The sequence below is a fragment of the Halobacillus seohaensis genome (assembly GCF_042663045.1).
Lineage (GTDB): Bacteria > Bacillota > Bacilli > Bacillales > Halobacillaceae > Halobacillus_A > Halobacillus_A seohaensis.
In genome coordinates this window covers 139,799-163,867 of sequence record NZ_JBHSZV010000047.1, presented here as the reverse complement: position 1 = coordinate 163,867, position 24,069 = coordinate 139,799, and the positions used below count along the sequence as shown (strand labels likewise).

Below are 24,069 nucleotides of genomic sequence, written 5' to 3'. Positions count from 1 at the left end.
AACGATACTAGCTATGCACAGCCATTAAGATCCGATTACCCCAAAAGTAATCGGATCTTTCTTATACAAAGAATAAAATCAAAGACAAAAAGCAGACCATACTCACTCAGTTGGTATTCTTGTTCTATGTATAGGTAATCCTTAGTTACTAATAAGAGCTAAGGAGAGTTGATTATTATGAATCTAGGAGAGCAATTATTATCCGATTTAGTGGGTGCCTTAAAAGATTTGTATCCTACTATTGATGTAGAAAATACAAAAAATAAATTATCTACTGTTCTATCAGAGTATTATATTCAAAGAGTTGAGTTAGGTGAGGTACATCCTGACCTTGAGGATAAAATACAATTGTTCATCTCTGCAAAAAAACTAGAAGGTTTAAGTCCTTTTACTCTAGACAACTATCTCATGGAATTAAGTATGTTTGCTGATATCGTAAAAAGGAAGGCTGAGGACATAACTACAGCAGATGTCCGAATGTATTTAAGTCAAGATGGTACCATAAGAATGAGCACAATTAGAAAGAAATTATCTGTTTTAAAGAGTTTTTTTAGTTGGTTAGCCTCAGAAGAATATATTAAACGTGATCCAACCACCAATATAAAAGCTCCAAAAGATGAATACCGACTTCCTAAATCATTATCAATCGAAGAACTAGAATTGTTAAGAGAATCCTGCGGTACAGTCAGGCAGCGTGCTTTTCTAGAAATACTGTATGCAACGGGTTGTAGGTTGTCTGAAGTTCATGGATTAGATAAAGCGGATATTAATCTACAAAATATGAGCACATTAGTTATTGGTAAAGGTGATAAACAAAGAGAAGTCTATTTTTCGATTAGAGCAATGTATCATTTAGGTAAATATATGAAAGGAAGAAATGACAATTGTGAAGCCTTGATGGTTACAGAGAGAAAGCCTTATAGAAGATTATCTAAACGAGGAATACAAAGAGAAATAGAAATAATCGCTCGAAAAGCAGGTTTACAAGACAAAGTAAGTCCCCATGTTTTAAGACACACTTTTGCAACATTAACATTAAATAATGGAGCTGAACTCGTAGCTATTCAAGAATTATTAGGTCACAGTTCGCCAGATACCACACTTAGGTATGCAAAAATAACTTACGAAAGAAAACGCGAGCAGCATAAAAAGTTTTTGATTCAGTAAATTGCTGTCCATTTGACCTATACTGCGCAATAAGGGTCTTCTATTCAGCTTAATTTGTAAAAGTTTTACTAGCTAATGGAGATGATTAATTAGAATATTACACCTTATAGAAATAAATGGGGGAAATGTATTCTAAAGGTAGACCGTTTAAGTTGAGCGGTCTTTTTTGTGTTAAAAAATTATTGATTCACTGTATAAAACTAAATTTAAAGCTAAATAATGATATTAGTTGTATTTGCAATTGTATTTACAAGTGAGGTATGGAAAATGAATATTAAACTAAAGCAAAATTCCCTTCTTATGATAAGAGCATTGTATTTTAGTATGGAAGAGCAATGGAGTAATCTTGGGAGAATTCATGATATTACTCCAGCGCAGCAGCATATTTTATTTTTACTGATGACTAATCAAAAAACTTTAACCCCTAGTGAAATCAGTGAATTTGGCTGTTGGCATCCATCGACTGTTACAAGGCTACTTAAACCGATGCAAAACAAAGGTTATATAACGATATCACCAGATGAAGAACGACCAAAATTTAAAAAGGTGAGAGTTACGATCATGAGGGAGGATATGTTCCAAAAGTTAGTTGTATCTGTTGAAAAAACGGAAGATTTCCCATTGGATATGAGTAATTTGAAGGAGGAGGAAATATTACAATTTATAGAATATGGGGAAAGAATACTTGGAAATCATAAAGGCGACTTGTTCATGGAAAAAGTAATACACGGAAAGTTTAATCGAACCTAAGTATAAAACTAGGATATTTTCCATTAAGTAGGAGGGAAAGTAAGTATGGCATTACCACTTTCTATTACAATAACACTGTTAATTACGTACATAAGCTTTTTTATTAGGAAAAAATTATCATTTCTACACAATGCTATTGTATTCATGGTTATAACAATCATTACAACGAATTATATGACAATTATGTCTATGAACTTGAAATTACTTAAGCAAACTGAAGATCCCTTTTTAAATCTTTACTTAATAATGGATAGAGAAATAATTGTTCCTTTAGTAATTGTTATTTATATCAATTTAAATGTAAAAATGAAAACGTTGTTGAAAAAAATATATCTTTTTCTTACTATCTTAGGTTTTATACAACTACTGGTTTTCTTTCAAAAGTACTTTGGTGTAGTTGAATTTCTTAACTGGAATATGTATAGTTCATTACTCATGAATTCGATTATTATCCTAATTGGCTTAGGGATTAGTAAATTATTATCGGTTATTTCAGAATCGAAAGGACAGAAGTATGACAGTTATTTATGAAGAATCTTTTAATTGGAATGAGTTGTTTGTAATTGGGAGCCTTGTTCTTACGGTGATTGTTATTTGGATCACACCAAAGATATTTACGATCTTGGAAGGAATTGCTTATTTTATTTATGGTATTGTTTATGGAATGTTTTACGATCATACAATTAGTGTAAAACCATGGGACTTTTATGATGTCAATGATACGTCAGCATATCAAGTAATAGATTTCTTAAGCTATGTTATGTATGGGGGTTACAGTTATTTCTTTTTGTATTTTTATGAAAAAATAAAAATCAAAGGGCTTTGGCATATGATCTATGTGTTGATATGGAGTTGTGTTTCGCTGCTTTTCGAGTGGATAGGAGTAAAGGTTGGGGTGTTTCATTTTGATAAGGGCTATAAAATGTATTGGTCATTTCCTATATATATTATCGCTCAAAGTATGCTCATCATTTTTTATCAAATTACGAAAAGGAAATGAATGAATAGGACCTTCAAAGGAACATCTAATTTATAGATAATATCGGATTACTTTTCTTGAGGGAGGCTTACTAATTTGAAAAAAATATTAATGTTAAGTTTATTAGTCGGTTACATATTTATTTTACTTAGCGGTTGTGCACAGAATACAATCCAAAAACATTATTATGTTTTAGTTGTAGAAGGAGAAGAAGATTTAATTAAGGAATTTGATAAATATGCTAGCGTTAAAAATCCAGTCATTGAAATTGATTATTATAAAAATATGAAAGATGCTAAAAAGAAGTTTCCTAGCTATAGTATAGAGGACTCTCCTGTTGTTTTTATATTTTCTATCAGTAAAGAAAAAGATAAGAATTTGGAACTTAGAACCAACGACAATGATAAGTCGCTTAGAATGCTTAAGTCTATTAAAAATGATAAATCCTAGATCCAATAAGATTAAGGTTCTACTAATGTTTTTTCTGTTTATTCTAAATCAGTTAAAAAAGGCAATCATTTATTAAACCTTAGAGCTTAGGTGAAGAAGATATACGGTTGTAACTGATTACCTTTGTTGCGTAGTACAAATATACTATGCAATAGACAATGATGTTCAACAATCAAGGCGCGTTTATTGAACATCAATACCTAATTTCTCACTAAAGGTACTGAGGTATTAGGCTTTTTTATCTTTCAAAATCTTTAAGGTTGTAAATCCGTAACTTCTTGACGTTAACCGACTGGTAAACGTATTGGCAACCATTGGTAAAAAACATGTCAGAAGTGGTACATGTTTATCCCGTAATCACCTTTCGTTTAATTATATATGCCTAGATTTTTTTATAAGGTAGGTGCTTTTCTGAAACAAAAACCGCTACCCTTTAGTGTGAAAAGGATAGCGACCTCGAGAATTTATTATAGAAGAAAATTTTTAAAACTGCCCTCTTAGGCAGTTTTGTAACTATGAGCTCTTTTGATCCTGTTTTTCCTTTTTGCGCAATGTGTGCTTGGTTCCCCATTCATGCATGGCTTCTAAAATTGGTTCTAAACTTCGGCCATATTCTGTTATTGCATACTCCACTTTGGGAGGAACCTGTGGGTACACAACACGATCAACAATGTCTTCGTCCTCGAGTTCTCTTAATTGCTTAGTTAACATTTTCTGCGTGATCCCAGGCAGACTACGCTTTAACTCACTAAAACGTTTGGTACCTTCTTGTAACAAATGTAATAAAATTATCGGTTTCCATTTACCAACTAAGATACTTAACGCATCTTCTACACGGCAATTTTTCGGTGTCTTGTCCATTTTATCCCTCCTAAGTATCCTTTAAGATACTATGCCACTTTTAAGTGTGTACTTAAATTATATACTATTATAATCTATAATAACGTTGGTAAGAAAAAAATCAACTTTTCATAGTTAGAAGTAAATACAGGACTTTGTATTGTAAAGAACGTTGTAACCGTCATTTAAAATGAAACAGTTTCTGCTAAAATAACTGACACACTTTACTGGAAATTATCATCCCCATTTTATAGTGAATTGCAGCCTCTAATAACAAAACATTTGTTAATCATTGTCCTGATTTATACGGTGGTTTCCGTTACAGAGGATGGTGTTAGAAGGTCCGGGAAATCACTCGCTTTCCGTGGGCATGAGGTGAGCTTCCTCAGGCTACGCCTTGCGGGATCTCACCGATCATGTTCATCCCACAGGAGTCTCGCAATTTCCCGGACCTTCTTGCTTTCGTGAGGAGAACGGAAGCATCAGATGTGGTGCTTCAAGTGAAAAGCATTACGAGTGAGAATTGTGCTGGAAGGTGCCTTCTTGCCTATCGCTTAAAGCTTCGGATTATTCAATAAAAGAATCGTGGTTCCGTTGCTTTTCATCGGAGCATGGGGGATGGGTAGGCATACACAACAGGTAATCTCCTACCCTTCATATAAACACGCTATCACACCCGATTTTTAACTTATCTAATGGCTCAATCTGTGATGGCCATATCCCCTGATTTGTATCAGGCTTCAATTGGCGTTATAACAGATATCTCATGCTTCAACAGGGACGGTAGAACGGCACGATTTCGATAGAAACATACGGAAAGGGGCGACTCCCTTCCCCACCGCCCCTTTCTCCACACAATCATATTGTGAGCATCGATATTGATAAGAGTAACAATGGTTGTATGATTGTTAAGACGATCATACACACTCTTACAAATATAAGGGCAGTCCTTAACTGGAAAAAAGTGTTGTATTTTAATAAGCAAAAATTGTGTCAATTCTTTCAAGCGGTCACAAACGTAGAATTAGATTATTAATAATATGGAAAGAAAGGTGAAAAATAAGTGGAAAAGTATCGTATAGATCAAAGTAAAGGGTTGGAATTTGGTATTTATACTCTTGGTGACCATTTGCCGAATCCTATAACAGGAGAAAGAGTTTCCGCAGAAGAACGGATTCATGAATTTATTGATTATGCGAAGCTGGCTGATCAGGCAGGTATTGACTTTTTTAGTGTAGGAGAAAGTCATCAGGAATATTTTGCGACACAAGCGCATTCTGTTGTTCTCTCAGCGATCGCTCAGGCAACGGAAAACATAAAAATTGCAAGTTCTTCCACCATTATCAGCACATCAGATCCTGTCCGTGTCTATGAGGATTTTGCGACGCTGGATTTAATATCTAAGGGTCGTGCGGAAATTATTGCTGGGCGAGCATCAAGAGTAGGGCTGTTTGATTTGTTAGGCTATAATCTTCGTGATTATGAAGAGCTGTATGAAGAAAAATTTGATTTGTTAAGGAAGATTAATGAAGAAGAAGTTGTCAATTGGAGTGGAGAGTTTCGTGCACCATTAAAAAATGCGAGGATTCTTCCGCGTCCAAAAAATGGCTCCATACCAATTTGGCGTGCAGTTGGTGGGACACCTGCTAGTGCGATGCGGGCGGGAAATGCTGGTGTTCCGATGTTTATGGCGCATTTAGGTGGACCAGTTTCTGTATTTAAGCGTACAGTTGATGCTTATCGTGAGGCTGCTCAGAGTAGTGGCTTTGACCCAGCAGAATTACCAATTGCAACAGCTGGCTTTTTCTATGCCGCGGAAACATCCCAGCAGGCACTAAAAGACATGTACCCTCACATTAATGAAGGTATGAAAAAAACAAACGGACAAGGTTTTCCAAAACAACACTTTGCACAAGGTGTGGATCGACATAATGTTATGAATATAGGTAGTCCACAGGAAATTATTGAAAAAATTCTTTATCAGCATGAAGTGTTTGGTCATCAGCGTTATATTGCACAGATTGACTTCGGTGGCATGCCGTTTGAACGGTTAATGAAAAACATTGAATTAATTGGTACGGAAATTTTACCAGCAATCAAAAAATATACGGCAAAAAAATAGGAGGTTGAAAACATGAAGATTGTCGGGTTATCTGGTTCAAGAGTTGGGTCGAAAACAAAAACAGCTATGAATTATACAGTTAAAGCTCTTACGAAAAAATACCCAGATACGGAATTAACAATGATAGATTTAGCTGATTACGATGTTCAATTTAGTGATGGGCGAAATTATATGGAGTATGAAGGCGACACAGGATATGTAACACAAACAATCATGGAGGCAGATGCCATTATTATCGGCACACCTATTTTTCAGGCATCGATACCCGCTACATTGAAGAACATTTTTGACCTGCTTCCTGTTAATGCTTTCCGTGACAAGGTTGTTAGTATGATTGTAACAGCAGGTTCGGCAAAGCATTATTTAATTGCTGAGCAACAATTAAAACCTATTTTGGCTTATATGAAAGCACAAATGGTTCAGTCGTATGTGTTTATTGCTGAAGAAGACTTCTACCGAAAAGAAATTACCAGTGATGATGTATTATATCGTATTGATCGTTTGGTTGAAGATACAGTCACCCTAACGGAAACCTATGAGAAAATTCGTGAGGAAAAAGAAGCAGAGTATGATTTTTAGTAAATAAGCGGCTTCTATTTATAGAAGGAGCTCTGAATCATCTGGAAATATCGAAATAGCGCAGTTCCCATATAACATAGGGGAGGCTGCGTTATTTCTTTTATTTTAGTACTTGTTAATGAATTGTTGCCGATGATCCTTGGCTCACCTAGTTGTTTCATTAAGTCTGCCTAGCAATCTATGCAGTCAGATTTGTCCATTCATAGGGAGGTATTGTTAAATCATGAACCCTCCCCAATTAGTAATTAAATATTAAAAGCTATATTCATAGTTTGTTAAACAAGCGTTTAATCTTTGACCATTTCTTGGGTGTGGAATAGGGTGATTCTGCATACATACAAAATGTATTTTTACCAATGGTTTTTGCTTTATAAAGCGCCTCATCTGATTCTTTGAATAATTGTTCTAGGCTTTTGTCCTCTTTGTAGCTAGAGATACCGATACTGGTTGTTATCGAAAGGGTATGATGATCAACTTTAAATGGTTGCTCCATCACTTTTAATATTCTTTTGGCTATCGGGATTACATCATTCGTCTCGTCAAGGTTTGTTATAATAGCCTGGAATTCATCACCGCCCATTCGAGAGACCATATCGGTTTCCTTTAGGTTTCCATGAATTCTTTGACCGAAACCTTTAATAATCTCATCTCCAATATCATGACCATAATTGTCGTTAATGTGTTTAAAGTTATCACAGTCCATTGTCAACACAGTGAATTGTTTGTTCGTCCGTTTCACATTTTCTATTTCATTATGGAGTTGTTGGTATAGTAATCGTCTATTAGGTAGGCCTGTTAACTGATCATGCATGGCCATGGATCTTAATTCATCTTCTCGATGTTTGCGTGTGGAAACATCCCTAATAACAACCACAATCTGTTCAACATTGCCATCTGAACCTAATACAGGAGTTCCTTTTGTATTCCCCCATATGATGTCTCCATTTTTATGGAAAAGTCGATGTTCCGTTTCGAAAGATTCCCCTGTTTCGGCTATCTGTTTCCAAAATCTTTGTACTTTATCTATATCATCCTTATGTACGAAAGACGCTACAGATTTACCTATATAAAAATCCGACGGTAATCCTAGCAATGGCTCATGGGAAGGAGAAGCATATTGAATGATCCCATCTAAATCAATGACGCGAATTAAATCATTCGTATGATTTGCGATTAAACGATAACGCTCTTCACTTTCTCGAAGACGATCTTCCATACGCTTGATTTCCGTAATGTCCTTATACATAGCGACACCACCAACCAATTCATTTCCTTCCATAATAGGAGAGTAGGAAGCTAACACATCAATTGTTTTCCCTTTTTTTGTGACTCGTTTCGAATGGTGGTTTTGAATCACGTTTCCATTTCGTAACTGAGCGAGAATTTCCGGGAAGTCATTTTCCGTATTGGGGAGAATGCTGATGCTCGAATTATGAGTTAGCTCTTCTTCCTTCCAACCTAATAACTTAGAAAACCCCGGATTGACACTAGTATAATTCGCATGGTGATCAAACATAAATACAGCATCAGCCGCATTGTTAAACATTAAGTCCATTTGTTCCTTTACTTGTTTTAATTGGTTTTCATGTTCGATCCATGCGGTGACATCCCTTGTTACGGAGATAATATGTTCACATTCGCCTTTGCTATTAAAAATTGGGGTGACTTTAGACTCCAAAGAGGAATATCGTTTGTGTAAATCACGGTTGGATGTGGGGAGCTCCATTTGAGATTGATAGGTGATTGTTTCTTTGTTTTGTAATGCTTCTTGGTACTTTTGCGTAATAATTTCTGCTGATTGTGAAGGCATGAGGTCGAATATCTTCTTTCCTCTAAAATCACCGGGGAAATGGAGAGTATCGATCGCATTTTGATTGGCCGTTATATACCGAAATGATCCGTCTTCATCTGCAGATACTAAAAAGATCATATCTGAAATGTTATTAAAAATTAGTTCTGAGTACTGCATGTTTTTCATGTTAGAAATAAATGTTGTTAACATGTTCTCTACTCCTTTAAATTTTGTCGGAAAAAGGGACTAAGACATATTACATGTTAAATTTATAATAATTATACTTTAATATACTTATTTTTTGAATAGAAATTAGTGTTTTTGTGAAGTTTTGTCGAAAAATACGAGATAGATAAATTCATAGGGCACTTACAAGATGATTAAGTTGTTATAAGATGCATGATATCATATTTTCAGACTAGTGGAAGGTAAAGTTGAAAAATGTCGAATTTTATTATTAGTAGTATAATTTTTCTGGGTAATTCATCCTCTAAGGGCGATAACGATTCATAATACGGGAATCAAACCTGAACATTTAATGATTGAAGTAACGGAAACGATTATGATGAACAATATGGACAACACCATAGATGTTTAAAACTTTTAAAAAAATCAGATGTATAAATTGTTATGGATAAGAATTAGGTTATAGGCTTGGTATTAGAATAGTTGCTGAGTGGTTAGAACTTTATTAAAGAAATAATGTTAACCAACTATTGGCGCAGTTTCCTAAAAGGGGAGACTGCGCTTTTGCTTTAAAAAAACATAAAAATAACAGAGACGATCGCAATTTGTCGTTCGTTTATTTTAATTGTGGCAGGGAGATCAAAAGGCTAAATTCCTAAAAAAAGAGTAAAAAAATATAAAATGTATATATTAAAAATGTTTCGATCTAAATCTATATGGAGGTTAAGTAATGAAAAAGAAATTAATCATCTTACTTATGTCTGTCGCTTTCTCAACTAGTTTGTTATCTGCATGTAACGCAGATAACAATGAGATGAATGAACAACCTGAAGATGTTAACTATGATCCAACTCGCTATAAGGATGAAGATAACAGATTAGAGGAAGGGCCACCTACCGACCCTCGTGATGCAAAGTATATGAATGAACCAGACACGTCTTCTAATATGAATGAAAAAGAACTAGATCCGGATGTAGAAAGGCGCGTTGAATAAGAAAGCCGTGATTAGAAAGTGATTTATTATTATATGCTGTGGAATGAGCCTTCTTTAAGAAGGTGTCTATGTGGCACGGTTTCCTGATAAGAGGAAGCCGTGTCACCTTTTTGTTAAGGAATATCTGCTAATTGGTTCATCATACGAATGAGTTTCTTATCATCCCATTAAAGTTTGGAGGGCACAAGAATCCAACAGATTGGCGAATATTACATTTTCACAAATGTAATTTTGATGTAAGATAAACTCACATGTTTACTGACAGGAAAATTTAGATCATCTAAACTTATAGTAATAAATCTTAATAGGGGGCAGAACAAGTGAAGGTAAGTTGGTTTTTACAGTTTTAACCATTTTAGGATTCCTCCTACTTGGCTCGGCGGTCTTATTGCCTTTATTGCGTTAAGAATTTTATTAGGGCTTGGAGAAGGTGTTTTTTATTCGAATGACCGTTCCTACATCGCCTTTCATTCCCCGCCTGAAAAAGTTGGATTGGGCATGGGCATCGTTCTTACGGGAGTTTCAGTTGGACCGACGGCAGGTTTACTCGGAATTCCTTATCTGTTGACAGTTGCCGAATCTTTTATGGGTGAAAGTGCTTGGCGTTTTCCCTTCTTTGTAACAGGTGCGCTCACTTTGGTAATCGGAATTATCCTCTTCGTTTTTCTAAAGCCGAAGACCACTCCGCACGAATCTGTCGACTCACCAGGGATAAAAGCTGATTTTGGAAAAACGCTCCTCTATATGTCGAGCTACTCGGCTGTGTTTTTGCTGATTGTGATGGGGATCTATTTCGTTTCTGTTAAATTGAATTTATCTTCTATTGCAATTGCCTTTATTCTAGTGGCTCTTTGCCCGCTTTTAATTTTTTATTTATACAAAACGAAGAAGTCCGAAATCAAACCCTTGCTAGTCAATAAAAATTTGTTCTTACTCTATTTATTTTTTATCCCAGTTATGTGGCATCTTTGGTTTTATGGGTTCTGGTCTGTCTCGATCGTCCAAGAGTTTGGAGGAGGGGCACTGTTGGCAGCTGCATTGGTTGCATCCTTTAATGGGGTGGCAGGCATCATCGGTTTTCCGCTCGGAGGGAAGATTTCTGATTTAGTGGCACACCGTCCGAATGGCCGAAGGAATGTTCTAGTTGTGTTAACGGCGATTCTGACTGTACTTATCTTTATTTTTGCCGCTTACGTAATGACCGGCCACACCAGTCCAATTATCATGTCGATCATTCTGTTTGTATCAGGATTATTTTTCTTTGCCTTGCAGCCTGTTGCTCATGCATTGGCATCTGATCTAACTCCAGAAAAGAGTAGGGGGTCGATGTTCGGCATGCTAAATTTAATTGCAGAAATTGGAGCCGTTCTTTCACCCGTTGTCTCAGGAGTTATCAGGGATTACACGGGCAATTGGGGAGTTCCTTTATTACTTGACGGTATATTGATGGCAATGGGCTTAGGTCTTGTGTTGGCTGTTTCCGGTAAAGCGGTTCGTCAGACTACTTTGTCCTCTGTGAAAGTGGCCAATTGAAAAAAGGTGAGTTTTTATGAAAAAAGGCTTTTCCCCGTTAAAGTGAATCTGGGAAAAGCCTTTTTAGCTCGTTGTACTATAAAACTATTGAACTTGAATGAAGCTCGCGTGGTTCAGAACACCGATAAGTAAGTCTGTCTTTTACTTCCATGAAAAAGGTGTTTCCTGGTATACATAGTAATTGAGCCAATTAGAGAATACCAGATAAGCGTGTGAGCGCCAACGGTTCAAAGGTTTTTCGTTAGGATCATTGTCTGGGAAATAGTCGATCGGCATCTCTGGTTGTAGGCCGTTGTCCATGTCTCTGTGGTATTCAATGCCTAGCGTCGTTGCATCATATTCCAAGTGGCCGGTCACCATCACATGTTTCTTGTCTTTGGATAAAATGGTGAACGGTCCAGAATCCTTGGAGGTAGACACAAGTATCAAGTCATCATGTGCGAGAATTTCTTCCTCTGAGACATCCGTGAAACGGGAATGGGGTGCTAAGAATTCATCATCACATCCTCTGACAAGCTGCACATCTGAATTGACTAACTGATGCTGGAAAACGCCTGTCCGTTTTTCAGATAACTTAAATTTATCGATGCCATAATGGTAGTAGAGGGCTGCTTGGGCTCCCCAACAAATATGCATCACAGAGGTCACATGAGTTTTCGTCCATTCCATGATTTCCGTGAGTTCTTTCCAATAATAGACTTCTTCAAATTTTAACTGTTCTACAGGTGCTCCCGTAATGATCATTCCATCGTAGCGGTTGTTTTTGATTTGATTGAAGCTTTTATAAAACTGTTGTAAGTGTGATTGACTCACATTTTTGGACGCATAGCTGGCTGTATGTAGTAATTCTACATTTACTTGTAAGGGAGAGTTACTGAGCAGTCGTAGCAGCTGGGTTTCTGTCCGTTCTTTTTCGGGCATTAAATTCAAAACCAATATATTTAAAGGACGGATATCCTGGGTACTCGCTCGTTGCTCGTCCATAATGAAAATATTTTCGTTGGCTAGAATCTCACCTGCAGGTAAGTTCTTCGGAATGTTTATAGGCAATCAAGTTCCTCCTTTACTAAGGTACTATATTTATTATAGATACGTAGCTTTAATGGTGCAACTGGGTAAAGCGTTAATTATTCTGAAAGAAAGGCCTAATTCCATATAAAAGTTCATTTTACCCTTCTGCTGAATGTTTGGAAGGTTGACAATAAATAGTTAAATTGCTAGAGTCTTTCTCATAGAAAAAAGAATTTTATAAAAAACACCAAACTATCGGAGAAACAGAGAAACTGGTGCTATCATACCTGACAATCTGGTTATTCTCCATGATGGAAAATTTAATACATTTATTATTAAAGGTGTTGTCTAGGCGAAAAGGCTTATTCAACTTAAAAGGGAAGTTCGGTTAAAATCCGACACGGTCCCGCCACTGTAAATGTGAACTACCCACAAGAATGTCACTATTTCTTTTTAAAAGAAAGGTTATGGGAAGGCGTGGGTACGTGAAGATCATGAGTCAGGAGACCTGCCTGTTGGTAATACACTAAACCTACGAGGAATAGGGAGGTGTTATGATTGTAATAGTTAAGACTGTGATATCAGTCTGAATTTACATGCTGTCATGACGATCTCTCTTTAGAAAGAGAGATTTTTTTTATTGTCTAGATCACCTTGATAAGTGACAAGTCTATATCGGAAAATAGCATGATCGAATGATACTCAAATTATTGAAAGTAGGATAGTAAAATGAAGCGTTTTTTATTTGAATATGAAGTAATCTCTACAGGAACTAAGAGTGAATTTAGTATAACCGAATTGAATGAAGAACAAGCAAAAGATAAAATTGTGGAGCGAGTGGCTGATATGGAATTCACCGAAGAAGATGATATTAAAATTGGTGAAATGATAAAAATTTTGAATATAGAAGATAATTATTATGAGTGTGAGGGTTGCACATAAAATGCTATAGTTGTTAGCATAACCATTCAGTTAATTTTAATTGGGTAATTGACAATCTTGATTATGATGATAGTATGAATATTGAAAAAATTAAATAGTGAAGTTCTTCCACTAGGGGTACCTTCTTTAGTTGGATTAGCACTAGAAAGTTAGAATTCTATGCTATTCAACTACTGACAAAAGGTTGAGATTAAAGTAAGACTTTAAGACCCTTAGAACCTGATCTGGATCATACCAGCGTAGGGAAGTGGAGTTGCGAAATAAATAGGATTAATATTTAAATTTCCAATGCAACCACTTTTCTTACTATGGTAAGGGAAGTGGTTTTTTGTATGATTTCCTTTAGGAATTGTTGCAAAATCGATGGCTCTACTAATTAATAAAAAACATAGAATGGGAGATGAAGAAGAATGGGAAAAGGCTTAAAACTAACGGATATTTTAGTAACAATCATCATTGCGTTAATATTTGGTATGATCTATAAACTGTGGGGACCGTTGTATGGTGTGGTTTCAACATTCGGACTTCAATTAGAGCAATTAATTTATGGAATGTGGTTTATTGCTGCAATCGTTGCTTATTTAATTATACGAAAACCTGGTGTTGCTTTATTGGCAGAAGTTGCTGCTGCACAAGGTGAATTTATTTTTGGTGGTGAATGGGGCGTAGCTACACTGATATTTGGAATAGGACAAGGTCTTGCGGCTGAACTAATCTTCGCAGCTTTCCGATATAAGAGATTTGATATGTTCGTTGCATCTTTAGCAGGTGTTGCTTCTGCATTTGCTTCAATTGGCATTGACTACTATTACGGGTACATCGGAGACTTGGCACTTTGGAACTTGCTTATCATGTTTGGAGCCAGAATGATTGGAGCTATTCTTATTTCAGGTATCTTCGCTTATCTCATCGTTCAGGCTTTAGAAAAAACAGGAGTAACGAATCTTGTGCGCCCTGCTTCTAAGGAAGATTACAAGGCTTTAGGCTAGTATAGGAGTGGAGAATCATGACAAGTATCGCTAGTATGACAAACATGCGGTTGAAGTTTCCGGGAGTTGAATCCTTGTTATTCAAGGATTTCTCCATTTCTCTGAATAAGGGAGAAAAGGTATTAATACTGGGCCCGTCAGGTTCAGGAAAGTCTACTCTTTTACAAGTCTTGACGGGATTAATTCCTAATACTGTAGATGTACCCATGAAGGCGGAAGAATTGGTCATCCCAGATTCCTGGGGGTTTTTATTTCAGGATCCAGACTCCCAATTTTGCATGCCCTATGTAGACGAAGAAATCGCATTTGTCCTGGAAAACCTTCAAATTCCACGAGAAAAAATGGAAAAGTATATTGAGTATTATTTACAACAAGTTGGATTAGACATTGATGAGATCCATACGAAAATACAAATGTTATCAGGTGGTATGAAGCAACGGTTAGCTATCGCCTCCGTTCTAGCTCTAGAACCAGAGGTATTATTTTTAGATGAGCCAACAGCAATGTTAGATCCAGAAGGGACCAAGCGTGTTTGGGACACTATAAAAGATGTTGGCGAGGATAAAACAGTAGTGATAGTCGAACATAAAATCGAGCAAATTGTAGATTTTATTGACCGTGTCATTCTTCTCGGGGAGAACGGAGAAATAATTGCCGATGGATCGAAACAGGAGGTTTTTGATCAATATAAACAGGTTTTAATAGATCAAGGAATTTGGTATCCAAATGTTTGGGAAGATTACGTTGAAGGTAAACGTAGAGATATTCCAAAAATAGAAATTAACGAAGAAAAGTCATCTATTCACCTGTCACACTTTTCGGGATATAGAGGAAAAGAAAAAACAATCAATGTAAAACAAGCAGATGCTCACCCTGGAGAATGGATAACTGTACTTGGTGAGAATGGAGCAGGAAAAAGCACACTGTTACTTGCTTTGATGAATTTGATTAAAACTAAAGGCACTTATTACGTACTTGAGCAAAGTCATAAGAAGATTAAAAATATCGCTGACTATGTAACCTTTGTTTTTCAAAATCCAGAATTCCAATTTATTACCAACTCAGTATATGAGGAAGTAGCCTTCTCCCTTCAATTAGAAAAATGGGGAGAAGAAGAAATTTCAAAACGAGTAAATGAACTACTCCGTGTTTATCATCTAGAAGATCACCAGCAAAATCATCCCTATCAATTATCAATCGGACAGAAGCGGAGACTCAGTGTTGCTGCTTCTATAGTTAAGGAACAGTCGGTTTTACTTTTGGATGAACCTACCTTTGGACAAGATGCAAAAAATACTTTTGCCATTCTCGAACAACTTGAACAGTTGAGAGCAGAAGGAACAACGATAATTATGGTTACGCATGACTTAAATATAGTTAAACACTTTGCAACAACAGTCTGGAAAATAAACAATGGAGAACTCACAAAGGAATCTTCATCATCTGATTATACTGAACATCAAATACAGCCAGCTTTTAGTTAACAGGGGAGACAACATATGCAAATTGACTTTTCTTACAATGAAACATGGCTTCATAAAATTAATCCTAGCTTGAAACTAATCATCATTGTTCTGTTATTTATTCACCTTTTAACGATACACAATATAAACTTCCTGATTAATTATTTAATAGGAACTCTGATTCTGTATGTGTTCTGTACAGGCCATCCGTGGAAGCGTTTATTAATTATTTCAGCACCATTTATCCTGATATTCCTTACATCATCTACATCAATGATATTCTTTGGAAAAGGGGAAATTACTTGGGTTAAATGGGGACTGGTTCATATTACGGAAGAAAGTTTTTTTCGAGGCTTGCATTTAGGGTTTCGTGGGATTATTTTTGCAACTCTAGGTGTTATTTTTGCTTTAACAACTAGACCTGTGTTTTTATTCTATTCATTAATGCAACAGTTAAAGCTGAAACCGAAATACGCCTATAGCTTTATGGCTGCGATAAGGTTGATCCCTTTAATGTTAGAAGAGGCGCAAACTTTGCATTATGCATTAAAAGTTCGCGGTGTTCAAAGTGAGAAGGGAGTGAGAGGTTTTTATAAAAAACTTAAATCCTATTCCATCCCCCTTCTTTCCCAAAGTATTAGAAGAGCTTATCGGATTGCAGTGGCAATGGAAGCGAAGCGTTTTTCTAATACTGTAAATCGTACTTACTTCTATCGGTTGGGTTTTTCGAAGTTTGATGTGATTTTTCTGTTCTATCTAATGATCGTAATTTCTTCATCTTATTTTACAGCTATTAGTTACCCGTATTTTCCTATTATGGACGTCCGTTATAATTAAGGCACACCGGTAATATTTTATTGGGATAACCACAGAAAACCAACAAGGTCTTAGTACAACACTCTTAAACCACACTCTACATAGAGTGTGGTTTAAGAGATTCACATTTCGATGCTTGATGATATTTCAAATTCGGTCGTTTAACATAGCTTTAGTTTTAGGAGAGACATTCAGAATTTTAATCTTTATTACGTAACTTACGTAACCTATGTAGAGGACGTAAAAAAAGACGCGCTAGATTTCACAATTTTTTAGATAATCGTGGACCCTGAATACACGTCTCTGAAAACCATACCTTTTTTAAAAACTACTGTATCTGTAGAATCTTACCTTATGACTTAGACTTAAAACCAAGAATCCCATCCATCAAACAGATTTCGACGTCTAGTATTCTCTGCACCAGCAACTCTATCATCTCTTAAACAGCGGTTTACAGCACGGCAAAAATCTTCGCCATCAATATAAGATCTTACTGGAACTTTAAAGTTATTATCGGAAATACCAGCTACGTTGTTGCGATTCCGTCTGTTATTAGAAGTACCAGCAACGCTGTTGCAGTTCCCACTGTTATTAGAAATGCCCGCTATGCTGTTACTGTTTCCTTTGTTATTAGAGACCCCAGCTACGTTGTTACGGTTCCGTCTGTTATTAGAAACCCCAGCGACGCTATTACGGTTCCGTCTATTGTTAGAAATCCTGGCCACGTTGTTGTTTCGATTGCATCCCATATGAACTCAAACTCCTTCCTTATTAAAGTGGTGTTACACTATATCTTATGTAATCTTGATAAAGGTGTTAAGACAACCCCCTAGCTTTCGGGAAAAATGTGCTGATATATATAATGTTTATTTGATTTGTTGGTATGTCCTGGTTCTAATGTGAATTTTTAAAAAATAAATTGACATGAAGTGAATATCTATATTATGATTAATCACATCAAAAAAAACGAATAAGCTTATCTTCTTATCTAGAGAGGTGGAGGGACTGGCCCTTTGAAACCTCGGCAGCGGGACTAATGAATATGTTCATTAGAAACTGTGCCAACTCCAGCAGGTGCATGTGCACTTGAAAGATGAGGAGAGTTGGTTTTCTATTTAGATTCGAAAGCCCCTCTTCTTATTTTTCAAGAAGAGGGGCTTTTTTGTGTAGACAAGGGGGATTAAGATGATTCAGTTCGATGAAGTTTCGAAAATATATCAACATAATGGGAGTGATTTACGAGCAGTTGATCGTGTAAATCTAACCATTAACAAAGGCGAAATTTTTGGGGTGATTGGGTTTAGCGGAGCTGGGAAAAGTACACTCGTTCGACTGGTAAACCTTTTAGAAAGGCCTTCAGAAGGGAGTATATTAGTCGACGGCGAGGATCTGTCACAATTATCAAAGCCAGAACTTAGAAAAGTCCGCAAACGCATTGGGATGATCTTCCAACATTTCAATCTATTAGAGTCAAAAACAGTTCTACATAATGTTGCTTTTCCTCTGATTATTTCAGGAACTCCAAAGAAAAAGGTACAAGCAAGAGTTGATGAGATTTTAGAATTTGTAGGGCTTTCCGATAAAGCACACCAGTATCCTGATGAGTTATCAGGTGGCCAGAAACAAAGAGTGGGCATTGCTCGTGCATTGGCTACTTCACCAGATATATTACTATGTGATGAAGCAACATCGGCACTTGATCCAGAAACAACGAAGTCAATCCTCGAACTGCTAAAAAGAGTTCGTGATGAATATAACCTTACGATATTAATGATTACTCATGAAATGAATGCAGTTCGAGAAGTTTGTGATCGGATTGCTGTCATGGAAAGTGGTTGTGTCATCGAACAAGGATCTATTTTTGACTTGTTCTCTAACCCACAACACTCGACAACTAAAAACTTTGTTAGGTCAGTCATGGAAAATGAACTTCCTCCTTCTATACTTTCAGGAATAGAAGAACGTGGAGGCGGACGACATATTTACCGCCTCACTTTTGTAAAAGAAAAGGCTAGTCAGCCAATCTTTTCCCAAGTTTCTAAAAGGTATCAAGTAGAAGTGAATGTTCTATTTGGGCAAATTACTGAACTTCAAGGAATTCCATTTGGACAGCTAGTTGTTGAATTGCAAGGGGAAGAGAAAGAGATCTTCAGAGCACTAGAATATATTCAACGTTCAGTAACCGTACAGGAGGTGGAAGCAGATGCAGGTTGATCTAGCAGAATTTTGGCCGCGAATCTTACAAGCAACTAATGAAACATTAATTATGGTAGGTATTTCTTTATTCGCTGCGACATTAATAGGGGTTCCACTCGGAATTCTACTAGTCGTTACGCGAAAAGGTGGACTCGTTCAGAATAATGTGGTTTTTAAAGGGATAAGCACAATTATAAATTTTTTCCGTTCAATTCCCTTCATTATATTACTAGTAGCTATTTTGCCACTAACCAGATTTATAGTTGGGTCATCCATAGGGACAGCAGCTGCAGTAGTGCCGTTAGTATTATTTTCAGGTCCTTATATTGCAAGGCTAGTAGAGAGTAGTTTGTTGGAAGTAAAGTCAGGTGTTGTTGAAGCGGCAGAGGCTATGGGAGCTTCTCCGTGGCAAATTATTATACGCGTGTACTTGCCAGAAGCTTTAAGTTCAATCGTGTTAAATTTAACTATTGCAACGATTGGATTAGTCGGTGCATCAGCGATGGCAGGCTTTGTTGGAGGTGGGGGCCTAGGTGATTTAGCCATATCCTATGGTTACCAGCGTTTTGAAACAGATATTATGATCATTACTGTCATTTTACTTGTAATCATTGTACAAGGACTTCAAACACTCGGAAATTTATTATCAAGAAAAATACGAAGACAATAAACAGGGGGATTTTATTATGAAAAAGTTAATCGCAATACTAGGAATGATTATAGGAATTGGAACGATACTGGCTGCATGCAATCAAGAAAGTGGAGCCTCAGGTACTGACGAAGTTGTAAAAGTTGGTTTAAACGGATCGGGCGTCCCGATTTGGGAAAAGGTGAAAGAAAAAGCAGCAGAGGAAGGAATTGAAATTGAACTCGTTGAATTTGCTGACTACGTACGCCCTAATATGGCACTTGCTGACGGTGATATTGACTTAAATGCCTTTCAAACAGTTTCATATTTTGACTCCTTTATTGAAGAGCACGATCTAGACCTTGAGCCTATCGCTACAACAATTATAGCTCCTATGGGGATCTACTCAGAAAAATATGAGGACGTTAATAATATTCCAGATGGAAGTTCTATTGCTCTCCCAAAAGAGGCTACCAACATGGGGCGTGCATTGCTTCTATTAGAGAATGCAGGATTAATCGGACTACCTGAAGATTTTGACGGATATGGTTCGTTAGACAAAATCGATGAAAATCCTAAGAACTTAAAGTTTGAACCAATTGTAGCTGCTCAAACTCCTCGTGTACTTCCTGATGTAGCAGCTTCTATCATTAACAATGGGGTGGCGGTTGAAGCGGGATTTGTACCTGTAGAAGATGCTATTTCCATTGAAGATGATACGGCCCAGCCTTATATCAATATTATTGCTGCTCAGTCAGGTGAAGTAGACAAAGAAGTGTATCAAAAGATTGTTGACCTCTATCAAAAAGAAGATGTAGCCGAGCATATCCGTGAAGAATTTAATGATTCTCTAATTCCAACATTTGTTTCATTAGAGAAAATCGGTTGGTAAGGGAGCATTAGTAATGACTTTGACAACAGAACAACAAGATTTACAAGAGCAAATACTCGAGTCTATCGAAGGTGACAAAGAAACTTATTTAGAGACAAGCCATAAGATCCATGCTCATCCAGAAGTAGGTAATGAAGAATTTTTCGCGTCGGGTCTTTTAACAGCACTGCTTGAAAATGCAGGATTCAAGATTGATAGACAAATTCCGGAACATGAAACTGCCTTTTTTGCTAGAAAAAACTCATCTAAGCCGGGCGCTAAAATAGGGTGTTTAGCAGAATATGATGCACTTCCGGGATTAGGCCATGCATGTGGTCATAATATTATCGGTACAACATATTGCAGCTGCCATTGCTTTAGGGGAAGTGATTGAAGAAACTGGAGGCGAGGTCGTCGTGCTCGGAACACCAGCTGAGGAAGGAGGGCCTAATGGCAGTGCAAAAGGGACTTTTGTACGACACGGGCTCGTTCAAGACTTAGATGCATGTATGATGGTTCATCCCTTGGGAAGAACATCTGGGTCAGCTCCAACCCTAGCGGTCGATCCAGTAGATTTCGAATTCTTTGGACAATCAGCACATGCTGCAAGCAATCCAGAAGACGGAATTAACGCACTAGATGCTGTTATCCAGTTATTTAACGGCATTAATGCACTACGTCAGCATGTCATAGAAGACGTACGCATGCATGGTGTCATTTTAGATGGAGGTCAAGCACCTAATATTGTGCCGGATTATGCAAGAGCACGTTTTTTCTTAAGAGCAGCAACTCGAGAAACTTGTGATCAATTAACATCTAAAGTAGAGAAAGTAGCGGAGGGAGCGGCTGCGGCGACAGGAGCAACTCATAAGATGACTCGAATACAAAATGGAGTAGACAATTTCAAAGTAACAACAAGGTTCGATGATATATTCAAAGAAAAAATTGAAGGCCTTGGGGAAGATTACAATTTATTAAAGAAAGGGTTAGGTTCTACAGATGCAGGTAATATTAGTCAAGTAGTTCCAACTATTCACCCTTATATAAAAATAGGAAATGAGGATCTTATACCACATACCCATGAATTTAGGGACGCAGCTCGTTCAGAAAAAGGGGACGAAGCTCTATTAAAAGGAGCAAAGGCCCTAGCTTTAACAGGCTTGGATTTATTACAAAAACCAGAGTTATTGCAGGAAATTAAAAATGAATTTAATGATTTGTAATGTATTTCAATCTTAACTAACTGATTAGCCTAGTCATATAAGTGGTGCATGAAAAGAGTGTTAAGGTCAAGATAATCAACAAGTTAGAGACGACCAACTGTAACCACAAGTTGGTCGTCTTTTTTCTCCTAGAGATACATAAATCAGACTAATTTAGGAAAGTTTATCTTAATGTAGGAAAGGAGGATGAATTATGGACAAAAATCAAATCCAAGAATGTATTAGTGAGTGTGAAAGTGCCATAAGTCACTTGAAACTGGCTATGAACCACATGGATAATGGACAATCTAGAGACAAAATGCAACATGCGCAGCAAGATTTAGAGGCATGTATTTCTGAATGTCAAAGCATGCTTTAGAAGGAAAATCAATAGAAGCAAGGTGGTTAACTGCAAGAGGAAATTTTAATATTAGAAAAAGAGAAGATGCTAAATGTTAGTGAGTCGTTCCGATTCGGTGGAGAAACATACGAAATAGCATACTAATTAGAAGACCAAATCGCAAATGATTTGGTCTCTTATTTTTCCCTGATAATTCAAGTGTTATTATCCAATAACACTTGAATTATCATACAAAAATCGCAACCCAAATAGGAAATTGTAACTTTATGGTAAAATAATTGTGGAGTCTGTGAAGGATTATTCTTAAACTCCCTCAGTTAGATTCTATTTACTCTCAAATGCTAACAGAGAAGTATTGTTGAAGACTCAACGTCGAGATGATTGTGTGGAGAAAGGGGCGGTGGGGAAGGAGTCGCTTTCCGTGGGCGTGCGCTGAGCCTCCTCAGGCTGGCGCCTTCCGGGGTCTCATCTAACCCGCGTATTCCACAGGAGTCTCTCCCCCTTCCCCACCGCCCCTTGCCGTATGTTTCTGTCGAATCGTGCCGTTCTACCGTCCCTGTTAAAGAATGAGATATCTGATATAACGCCAATTGAAGCCTGATACAGACTAGGGAATATGGCCATCACAGATTGAGCCATTAGATAAGTTGAAAATCGGGTGTGATAGCGTGTTTATATGAAGAGTAGGGGCTTACCCGGTATGTACGCCTACCATCATCATCTCTCCTTGTGAAAACCGTTTCTGAATTTATAGTACAGATCAATAGTACAGGATCTATTAATGGCAGATGTGGATCAATTTCATGGCACAAGTAGATCATATCAATGGCAATATTCACACAGTACCCCAGATTTTCATAAAAAAGGTTCCGTTCCACTCTTCATAGTCATGGGGGATGGGAAACCATGAGACTCCTGCGGGAAAGGATAGACTGGCGAGACCCCGCAGAGCTTTAGCTCGAGGAGGCTTGCCGTCTTCCCCGCGGAAAGCGAGTGGTTTCCCATCCCCCATTCTCCGACAAAAAGCAACGGAACCGGGGATTTAGTGTAACAATAAAATATAAAAAAGAACGCTTGGGTATAAAAATCCAAGCGTTTTTGTTTGTACTGTTATTTTATGGTGCTAAACATAGTGTTTTAGTATGTTGTTTCACCCGTTATTTTAGATGTTCTCACACGGTATCGGAACTACTTAAAATGTTAGCGGCTTCTCTTTTTGTTATCCGTTGATAATGACGCCACCGTTAACATGAAGCATTTGACCTGAAACATAGCTTGAATCGGTACTTGCTAAATAGACATAGGCGGGAGCCACTTCTTTAGGCTGGCCTGGTCGTCCCATTGGGTTATCTGATCCAAATTCTGCAACTTTTTGTGCATCAAAACTTGCTGGAATAAGTGGTGTCCATATCGGTCCAGGTGCAACGCCATTCACCCGAATTCCCTTGCCGACTAAAGATTTAGAAAGGGCTCGTGTAAAGGATGTAATGGCCCCTTTGGTTGATGTATAGTCTATCAGTTGTTCGTTTCCTGCATAAGCAGTGATAGACGATGTGTTAATAATAGAACTTCCGTTTTTTAAGTGGGGAAGGACGGCTTTTGCCATATAAAAGTATGAAAAAAAGTTAACACGGAATGTTTGTTCCATTTGTTCGTTAGTAATGTTCATAAAGTCTTGTTGAGGGTACTGAACTGCGGCATTGTTAACTAATATGTCAATCCTGCCAAAATCATCTACTACTTGCTTTACTGCATCCTCACAAAACCCACCATTGCCGACATCTCCGCTAATCAATTTGCAAGTGCGTCCTTCTTTTTCGATAAATTCTTTTGTTGTTTTAGCATCTTCATGTTCATCTAAATAAATAATCGCTACATCTGCGCCTTCCTTAGCAAAATATAAGCTGACAGCTCTGCCTATACCGCTATCTCCCCCTGTAATCACCGCGACTTTTCCATCAAGCTTGCCACTGCCTGTGTAATTATTATCAACGTATTCCGGTAGTGGGTTCATTTCATTTTCAAAGCCAGGTTGCCTTTCTTGATGTTGTTTCGGTTGTATTTTTTTCTTGTTATTAGTCATGTTAAATCCTCCTATGTAAAAGTTAAGCTACATGTTATGTTGCCCAATCAAATCAGCATTCAATCAACTGTTTTTCATATAGAAAGAAGACGTGAATGTCATACTGTAAATTTAT

Annotated in this window: 22 protein-coding genes, 1 pseudogene and 3 riboswitches; of the genes and pseudogenes, 18 read left to right on the top strand and 5 right to left on the bottom strand. The window is 37.2% G+C overall.

Annotation, left to right across the window (positions count from 1 at the left end; genetic code table 11):
* Nucleotides 1-177: 177 nt before the first annotated feature.
* The 5 genes from xerA (at nucleotide 178) to ACFQIC_RS17010 (ending at nucleotide 3,346) form a co-directional block, all read left to right on the top strand.
* Entirely contained in the window at nucleotides 178-1,167 is a 990-nt protein-coding gene (xerA, locus tag ACFQIC_RS17030) for a site-specific tyrosine recombinase/integron integrase (protein WP_204708611.1), read from the top strand.
* A 267-nt stretch (nucleotides 1,168-1,434) separates the two neighbouring features.
* On the top strand, nucleotides 1,435-1,917 hold the full coding sequence (locus tag ACFQIC_RS17025; protein WP_204708610.1) for a MarR family winged helix-turn-helix transcriptional regulator: 483 nt from the start codon (nucleotides 1,435-1,437) through the stop codon (nucleotides 1,915-1,917).
* A gap of 45 nt (nucleotides 1,918-1,962) precedes the next feature.
* Nucleotides 1,963-2,448: a hypothetical protein gene (locus ACFQIC_RS17020; protein WP_204708609.1), complete on the top strand. Its 486-nt coding sequence runs from the start codon at nucleotides 1,963-1,965 to the stop codon at nucleotides 2,446-2,448.
* Nucleotides 2,432-2,917 carry a hypothetical protein gene (locus tag ACFQIC_RS17015; RefSeq protein ID WP_204708608.1) on the top strand — a complete coding sequence of 162 codons (486 nt, stop codon included), beginning with the start codon at nucleotides 2,432-2,434 and terminating at the stop codon, nucleotides 2,915-2,917. Before ACFQIC_RS17020 ends, ACFQIC_RS17015 begins: the two co-directional genes overlap by 17 nt.
* Nucleotides 2,918-2,992: 75 nt before the next feature.
* The gene (locus ACFQIC_RS17010) at nucleotides 2,993-3,346 is read left to right on the top strand and encodes a hypothetical protein (protein ID WP_204708607.1); all 354 of its coding nucleotides are present in this window, start codon (nucleotides 2,993-2,995) and stop codon (nucleotides 3,344-3,346) included.
* Nucleotides 3,347-3,859: 513 nt separating this feature from the next.
* On the opposite strand, the gene ACFQIC_RS17005 is transcribed toward ACFQIC_RS17010, so the two are convergent.
* Complete coding sequence (locus ACFQIC_RS17005) at nucleotides 3,860-4,207, bottom strand: winged helix-turn-helix transcriptional regulator (RefSeq protein ID WP_204708606.1); 348 nt, start codon at nucleotides 4,205-4,207, stop codon at nucleotides 3,860-3,862.
* Nucleotides 4,208-5,249: 1,042 nt separating this feature from the next.
* Between ACFQIC_RS17005 and ACFQIC_RS17000 the strand changes: the two genes are divergently transcribed.
* Nucleotides 5,250-6,308, top strand: a complete 1,059-nt coding sequence (locus ACFQIC_RS17000) for an LLM class flavin-dependent oxidoreductase (RefSeq protein ID WP_204708605.1) — start codon at nucleotides 5,250-5,252, stop codon at nucleotides 6,306-6,308.
* A gap of 12 nt (nucleotides 6,309-6,320) precedes the next feature.
* A complete protein-coding gene (locus ACFQIC_RS16995) occupies nucleotides 6,321-6,887 on the top strand; it encodes an NADPH-dependent FMN reductase (protein WP_204708604.1) in 567 nt (188 codons plus the stop codon).
* Between the two features lie 265 nt (nucleotides 6,888-7,152).
* Here the strand turns inward: ACFQIC_RS16995 and ACFQIC_RS16990 are convergent, their stop codons facing one another.
* Entirely contained in the window at nucleotides 7,153-8,889 is a 1,737-nt protein-coding gene (locus tag ACFQIC_RS16990; protein WP_204708603.1) for a PAS domain S-box protein, read from the bottom strand.
* Nucleotides 8,890-9,595: 706 nt separating this feature from the next.
* Here ACFQIC_RS16990 and ACFQIC_RS16985 point away from each other — a divergent pair.
* Both ACFQIC_RS16985 and ACFQIC_RS16980 read left to right on the top strand, forming a co-directional pair.
* Complete coding sequence (locus ACFQIC_RS16985; RefSeq protein ID WP_204708602.1) at nucleotides 9,596-9,859, top strand: hypothetical protein; 264 nt, start codon at nucleotides 9,596-9,598, stop codon at nucleotides 9,857-9,859.
* 360 nt (nucleotides 9,860-10,219) lie between these two features.
* Nucleotides 10,220-11,392, top strand: coding sequence for an MFS transporter (locus ACFQIC_RS16980; protein ID WP_204708643.1), 1,173 nt, complete (start codon nucleotides 10,220-10,222; stop codon nucleotides 11,390-11,392).
* Between the two features lie 141 nt (nucleotides 11,393-11,533).
* On the opposite strand, the gene metA is transcribed toward ACFQIC_RS16980, so the two are convergent.
* On the bottom strand, nucleotides 11,534-12,442 hold the full coding sequence (gene metA, locus ACFQIC_RS16975) for a homoserine O-acetyltransferase MetA (RefSeq protein WP_204708601.1): 909 nt from the start codon (nucleotides 12,440-12,442) through the stop codon (nucleotides 11,534-11,536).
* A 283-nt stretch (nucleotides 12,443-12,725) separates the two neighbouring features.
* Nucleotides 12,726-12,934, top strand: a riboswitch (cobalamin riboswitch).
* Between the two features lie 198 nt (nucleotides 12,935-13,132).
* On the opposite strand from metA, the gene ACFQIC_RS16970 reads away from it, so the two are divergent.
* The 4 genes from ACFQIC_RS16970 (at nucleotide 13,133) to ACFQIC_RS16955 (ending at nucleotide 16,634) form a co-directional block, all read left to right on the top strand.
* The gene (locus ACFQIC_RS16970) at nucleotides 13,133-13,345 is read left to right on the top strand and encodes a hypothetical protein (RefSeq protein WP_204708600.1); all 213 of its coding nucleotides are present in this window, start codon (nucleotides 13,133-13,135) and stop codon (nucleotides 13,343-13,345) included.
* A 103-nt stretch (nucleotides 13,346-13,448) separates the two neighbouring features.
* Nucleotides 13,449-13,608, top strand: a riboswitch (TPP riboswitch).
* 147 nt (nucleotides 13,609-13,755) lie between these two features.
* Nucleotides 13,756-14,334, top strand: a complete 579-nt coding sequence (locus ACFQIC_RS16965) for an ECF transporter S component (protein WP_204708599.1) — start codon at nucleotides 13,756-13,758, stop codon at nucleotides 14,332-14,334.
* A 17-nt stretch (nucleotides 14,335-14,351) separates the two neighbouring features.
* On the top strand, nucleotides 14,352-15,818 hold the full coding sequence (locus tag ACFQIC_RS16960) for an ABC transporter ATP-binding protein (protein WP_204708598.1): 1,467 nt from the start codon (nucleotides 14,352-14,354) through the stop codon (nucleotides 15,816-15,818).
* Between the two features lie 15 nt (nucleotides 15,819-15,833).
* The gene (locus ACFQIC_RS16955; RefSeq protein ID WP_204708597.1) at nucleotides 15,834-16,634 is read left to right on the top strand and encodes an energy-coupling factor transporter transmembrane component T family protein; all 801 of its coding nucleotides are present in this window, start codon (nucleotides 15,834-15,836) and stop codon (nucleotides 16,632-16,634) included.
* Between the two features lie 344 nt (nucleotides 16,635-16,978).
* On the opposite strand, the gene ACFQIC_RS16950 is transcribed toward ACFQIC_RS16955, so the two are convergent.
* Complete coding sequence (locus tag ACFQIC_RS16950; protein ID WP_390217483.1) at nucleotides 16,979-17,362, bottom strand: hypothetical protein; 384 nt, start codon at nucleotides 17,360-17,362, stop codon at nucleotides 16,979-16,981.
* A 232-nt stretch (nucleotides 17,363-17,594) separates the two neighbouring features.
* Nucleotides 17,595-17,713, top strand: a riboswitch (SAM riboswitch).
* 85 nt (nucleotides 17,714-17,798) lie between these two features.
* Here ACFQIC_RS16950 and ACFQIC_RS16945 point away from each other — a divergent pair.
* The 5 genes and pseudogenes from ACFQIC_RS16945 to ACFQIC_RS16925 all read left to right on the top strand — a co-directional run bounded on the left by ACFQIC_RS16945 (nucleotide 17,799) and on the right by ACFQIC_RS16925 (nucleotide 21,889).
* The gene (locus tag ACFQIC_RS16945; protein ID WP_204708596.1) at nucleotides 17,799-18,827 is read left to right on the top strand and encodes a methionine ABC transporter ATP-binding protein; all 1,029 of its coding nucleotides are present in this window, start codon (nucleotides 17,799-17,801) and stop codon (nucleotides 18,825-18,827) included.
* On the top strand, nucleotides 18,817-19,479 hold the full coding sequence (locus ACFQIC_RS16940) for a methionine ABC transporter permease (RefSeq protein ID WP_204708595.1): 663 nt from the start codon (nucleotides 18,817-18,819) through the stop codon (nucleotides 19,477-19,479). Before ACFQIC_RS16945 ends, ACFQIC_RS16940 begins: the two co-directional genes overlap by 11 nt.
* A 16-nt stretch (nucleotides 19,480-19,495) precedes the next feature.
* The gene (locus ACFQIC_RS16935) at nucleotides 19,496-20,329 is read left to right on the top strand and encodes a MetQ/NlpA family ABC transporter substrate-binding protein (RefSeq protein ID WP_204708594.1); all 834 of its coding nucleotides are present in this window, start codon (nucleotides 19,496-19,498) and stop codon (nucleotides 20,327-20,329) included.
* 13 nt (nucleotides 20,330-20,342) lie between these two features.
* Nucleotides 20,343-21,531, top strand: a pseudogene (locus ACFQIC_RS16930) (M20 family metallopeptidase).
* 193 nt (nucleotides 21,532-21,724) lie between these two features.
* Entirely contained in the window at nucleotides 21,725-21,889 is a 165-nt protein-coding gene (locus ACFQIC_RS16925) for a hypothetical protein (protein ID WP_204708593.1), read from the top strand.
* Nucleotides 21,890-23,090: 1,201 nt separating this feature from the next.
* On the opposite strand, the gene ACFQIC_RS16920 is transcribed toward ACFQIC_RS16925, so the two are convergent.
* Nucleotides 23,091-23,954, bottom strand: a complete 864-nt coding sequence (locus ACFQIC_RS16920; protein ID WP_204708592.1) for an SDR family oxidoreductase — start codon at nucleotides 23,952-23,954, stop codon at nucleotides 23,091-23,093.
* Nucleotides 23,955-24,069: the final 115 nt, after the last annotated feature.

Coding starts and splice junctions, on each gene's coding strand:
- ACFQIC_RS16985 (WP_204708602.1), top strand. CDS start 9,596: ATGAAAAAGAAATTAATCATCTTACTTATGTCTGTCGCTTTCTCAACT.
- ACFQIC_RS16940 (WP_204708595.1), top strand. CDS start 18,817: ATGCAGGTTGATCTAGCAGAATTTTGGCCGCGAATCTTACAAGCAACT.
- ACFQIC_RS16970 (WP_204708600.1), top strand. CDS start 13,133: ATGAAGCGTTTTTTATTTGAATATGAAGTAATCTCTACAGGAACTAAG.
- ACFQIC_RS17020 (WP_204708609.1), top strand. CDS start 1,963: ATGGCATTACCACTTTCTATTACAATAACACTGTTAATTACGTACATA.
- ACFQIC_RS16935 (WP_204708594.1), top strand. CDS start 19,496: ATGAAAAAGTTAATCGCAATACTAGGAATGATTATAGGAATTGGAACG.
- ACFQIC_RS17015 (WP_204708608.1), top strand. CDS start 2,432: ATGACAGTTATTTATGAAGAATCTTTTAATTGGAATGAGTTGTTTGTA.
- xerA (WP_204708611.1), top strand. CDS start 178: ATGAATCTAGGAGAGCAATTATTATCCGATTTAGTGGGTGCCTTAAAA.
- ACFQIC_RS16950 (WP_390217483.1), bottom strand. CDS start 17,362: ATGGGATGCAATCGAAACAACAACGTGGCCAGGATTTCTAACAATAGA.
- ACFQIC_RS16990 (WP_204708603.1), bottom strand. CDS start 8,889: ATGTTAACAACATTTATTTCTAACATGAAAAACATGCAGTACTCAGAA.
- ACFQIC_RS16920 (WP_204708592.1), bottom strand. CDS start 23,954: ATGACTAATAACAAGAAAAAAATACAACCGAAACAACATCAAGAAAGG.
- ACFQIC_RS16925 (WP_204708593.1), top strand. CDS start 21,725: ATGGACAAAAATCAAATCCAAGAATGTATTAGTGAGTGTGAAAGTGCC.
- ACFQIC_RS17025 (WP_204708610.1), top strand. CDS start 1,435: ATGAATATTAAACTAAAGCAAAATTCCCTTCTTATGATAAGAGCATTG.
- ACFQIC_RS16960 (WP_204708598.1), top strand. CDS start 14,352: ATGACAAGTATCGCTAGTATGACAAACATGCGGTTGAAGTTTCCGGGA.
- ACFQIC_RS17005 (WP_204708606.1), bottom strand. CDS start 4,207: ATGGACAAGACACCGAAAAATTGCCGTGTAGAAGATGCGTTAAGTATC.
- ACFQIC_RS16995 (WP_204708604.1), top strand. CDS start 6,321: ATGAAGATTGTCGGGTTATCTGGTTCAAGAGTTGGGTCGAAAACAAAA.
- ACFQIC_RS16955 (WP_204708597.1), top strand. CDS start 15,834: ATGCAAATTGACTTTTCTTACAATGAAACATGGCTTCATAAAATTAAT.
- ACFQIC_RS16945 (WP_204708596.1), top strand. CDS start 17,799: ATGATTCAGTTCGATGAAGTTTCGAAAATATATCAACATAATGGGAGT.
- ACFQIC_RS16965 (WP_204708599.1), top strand. CDS start 13,756: ATGGGAAAAGGCTTAAAACTAACGGATATTTTAGTAACAATCATCATT.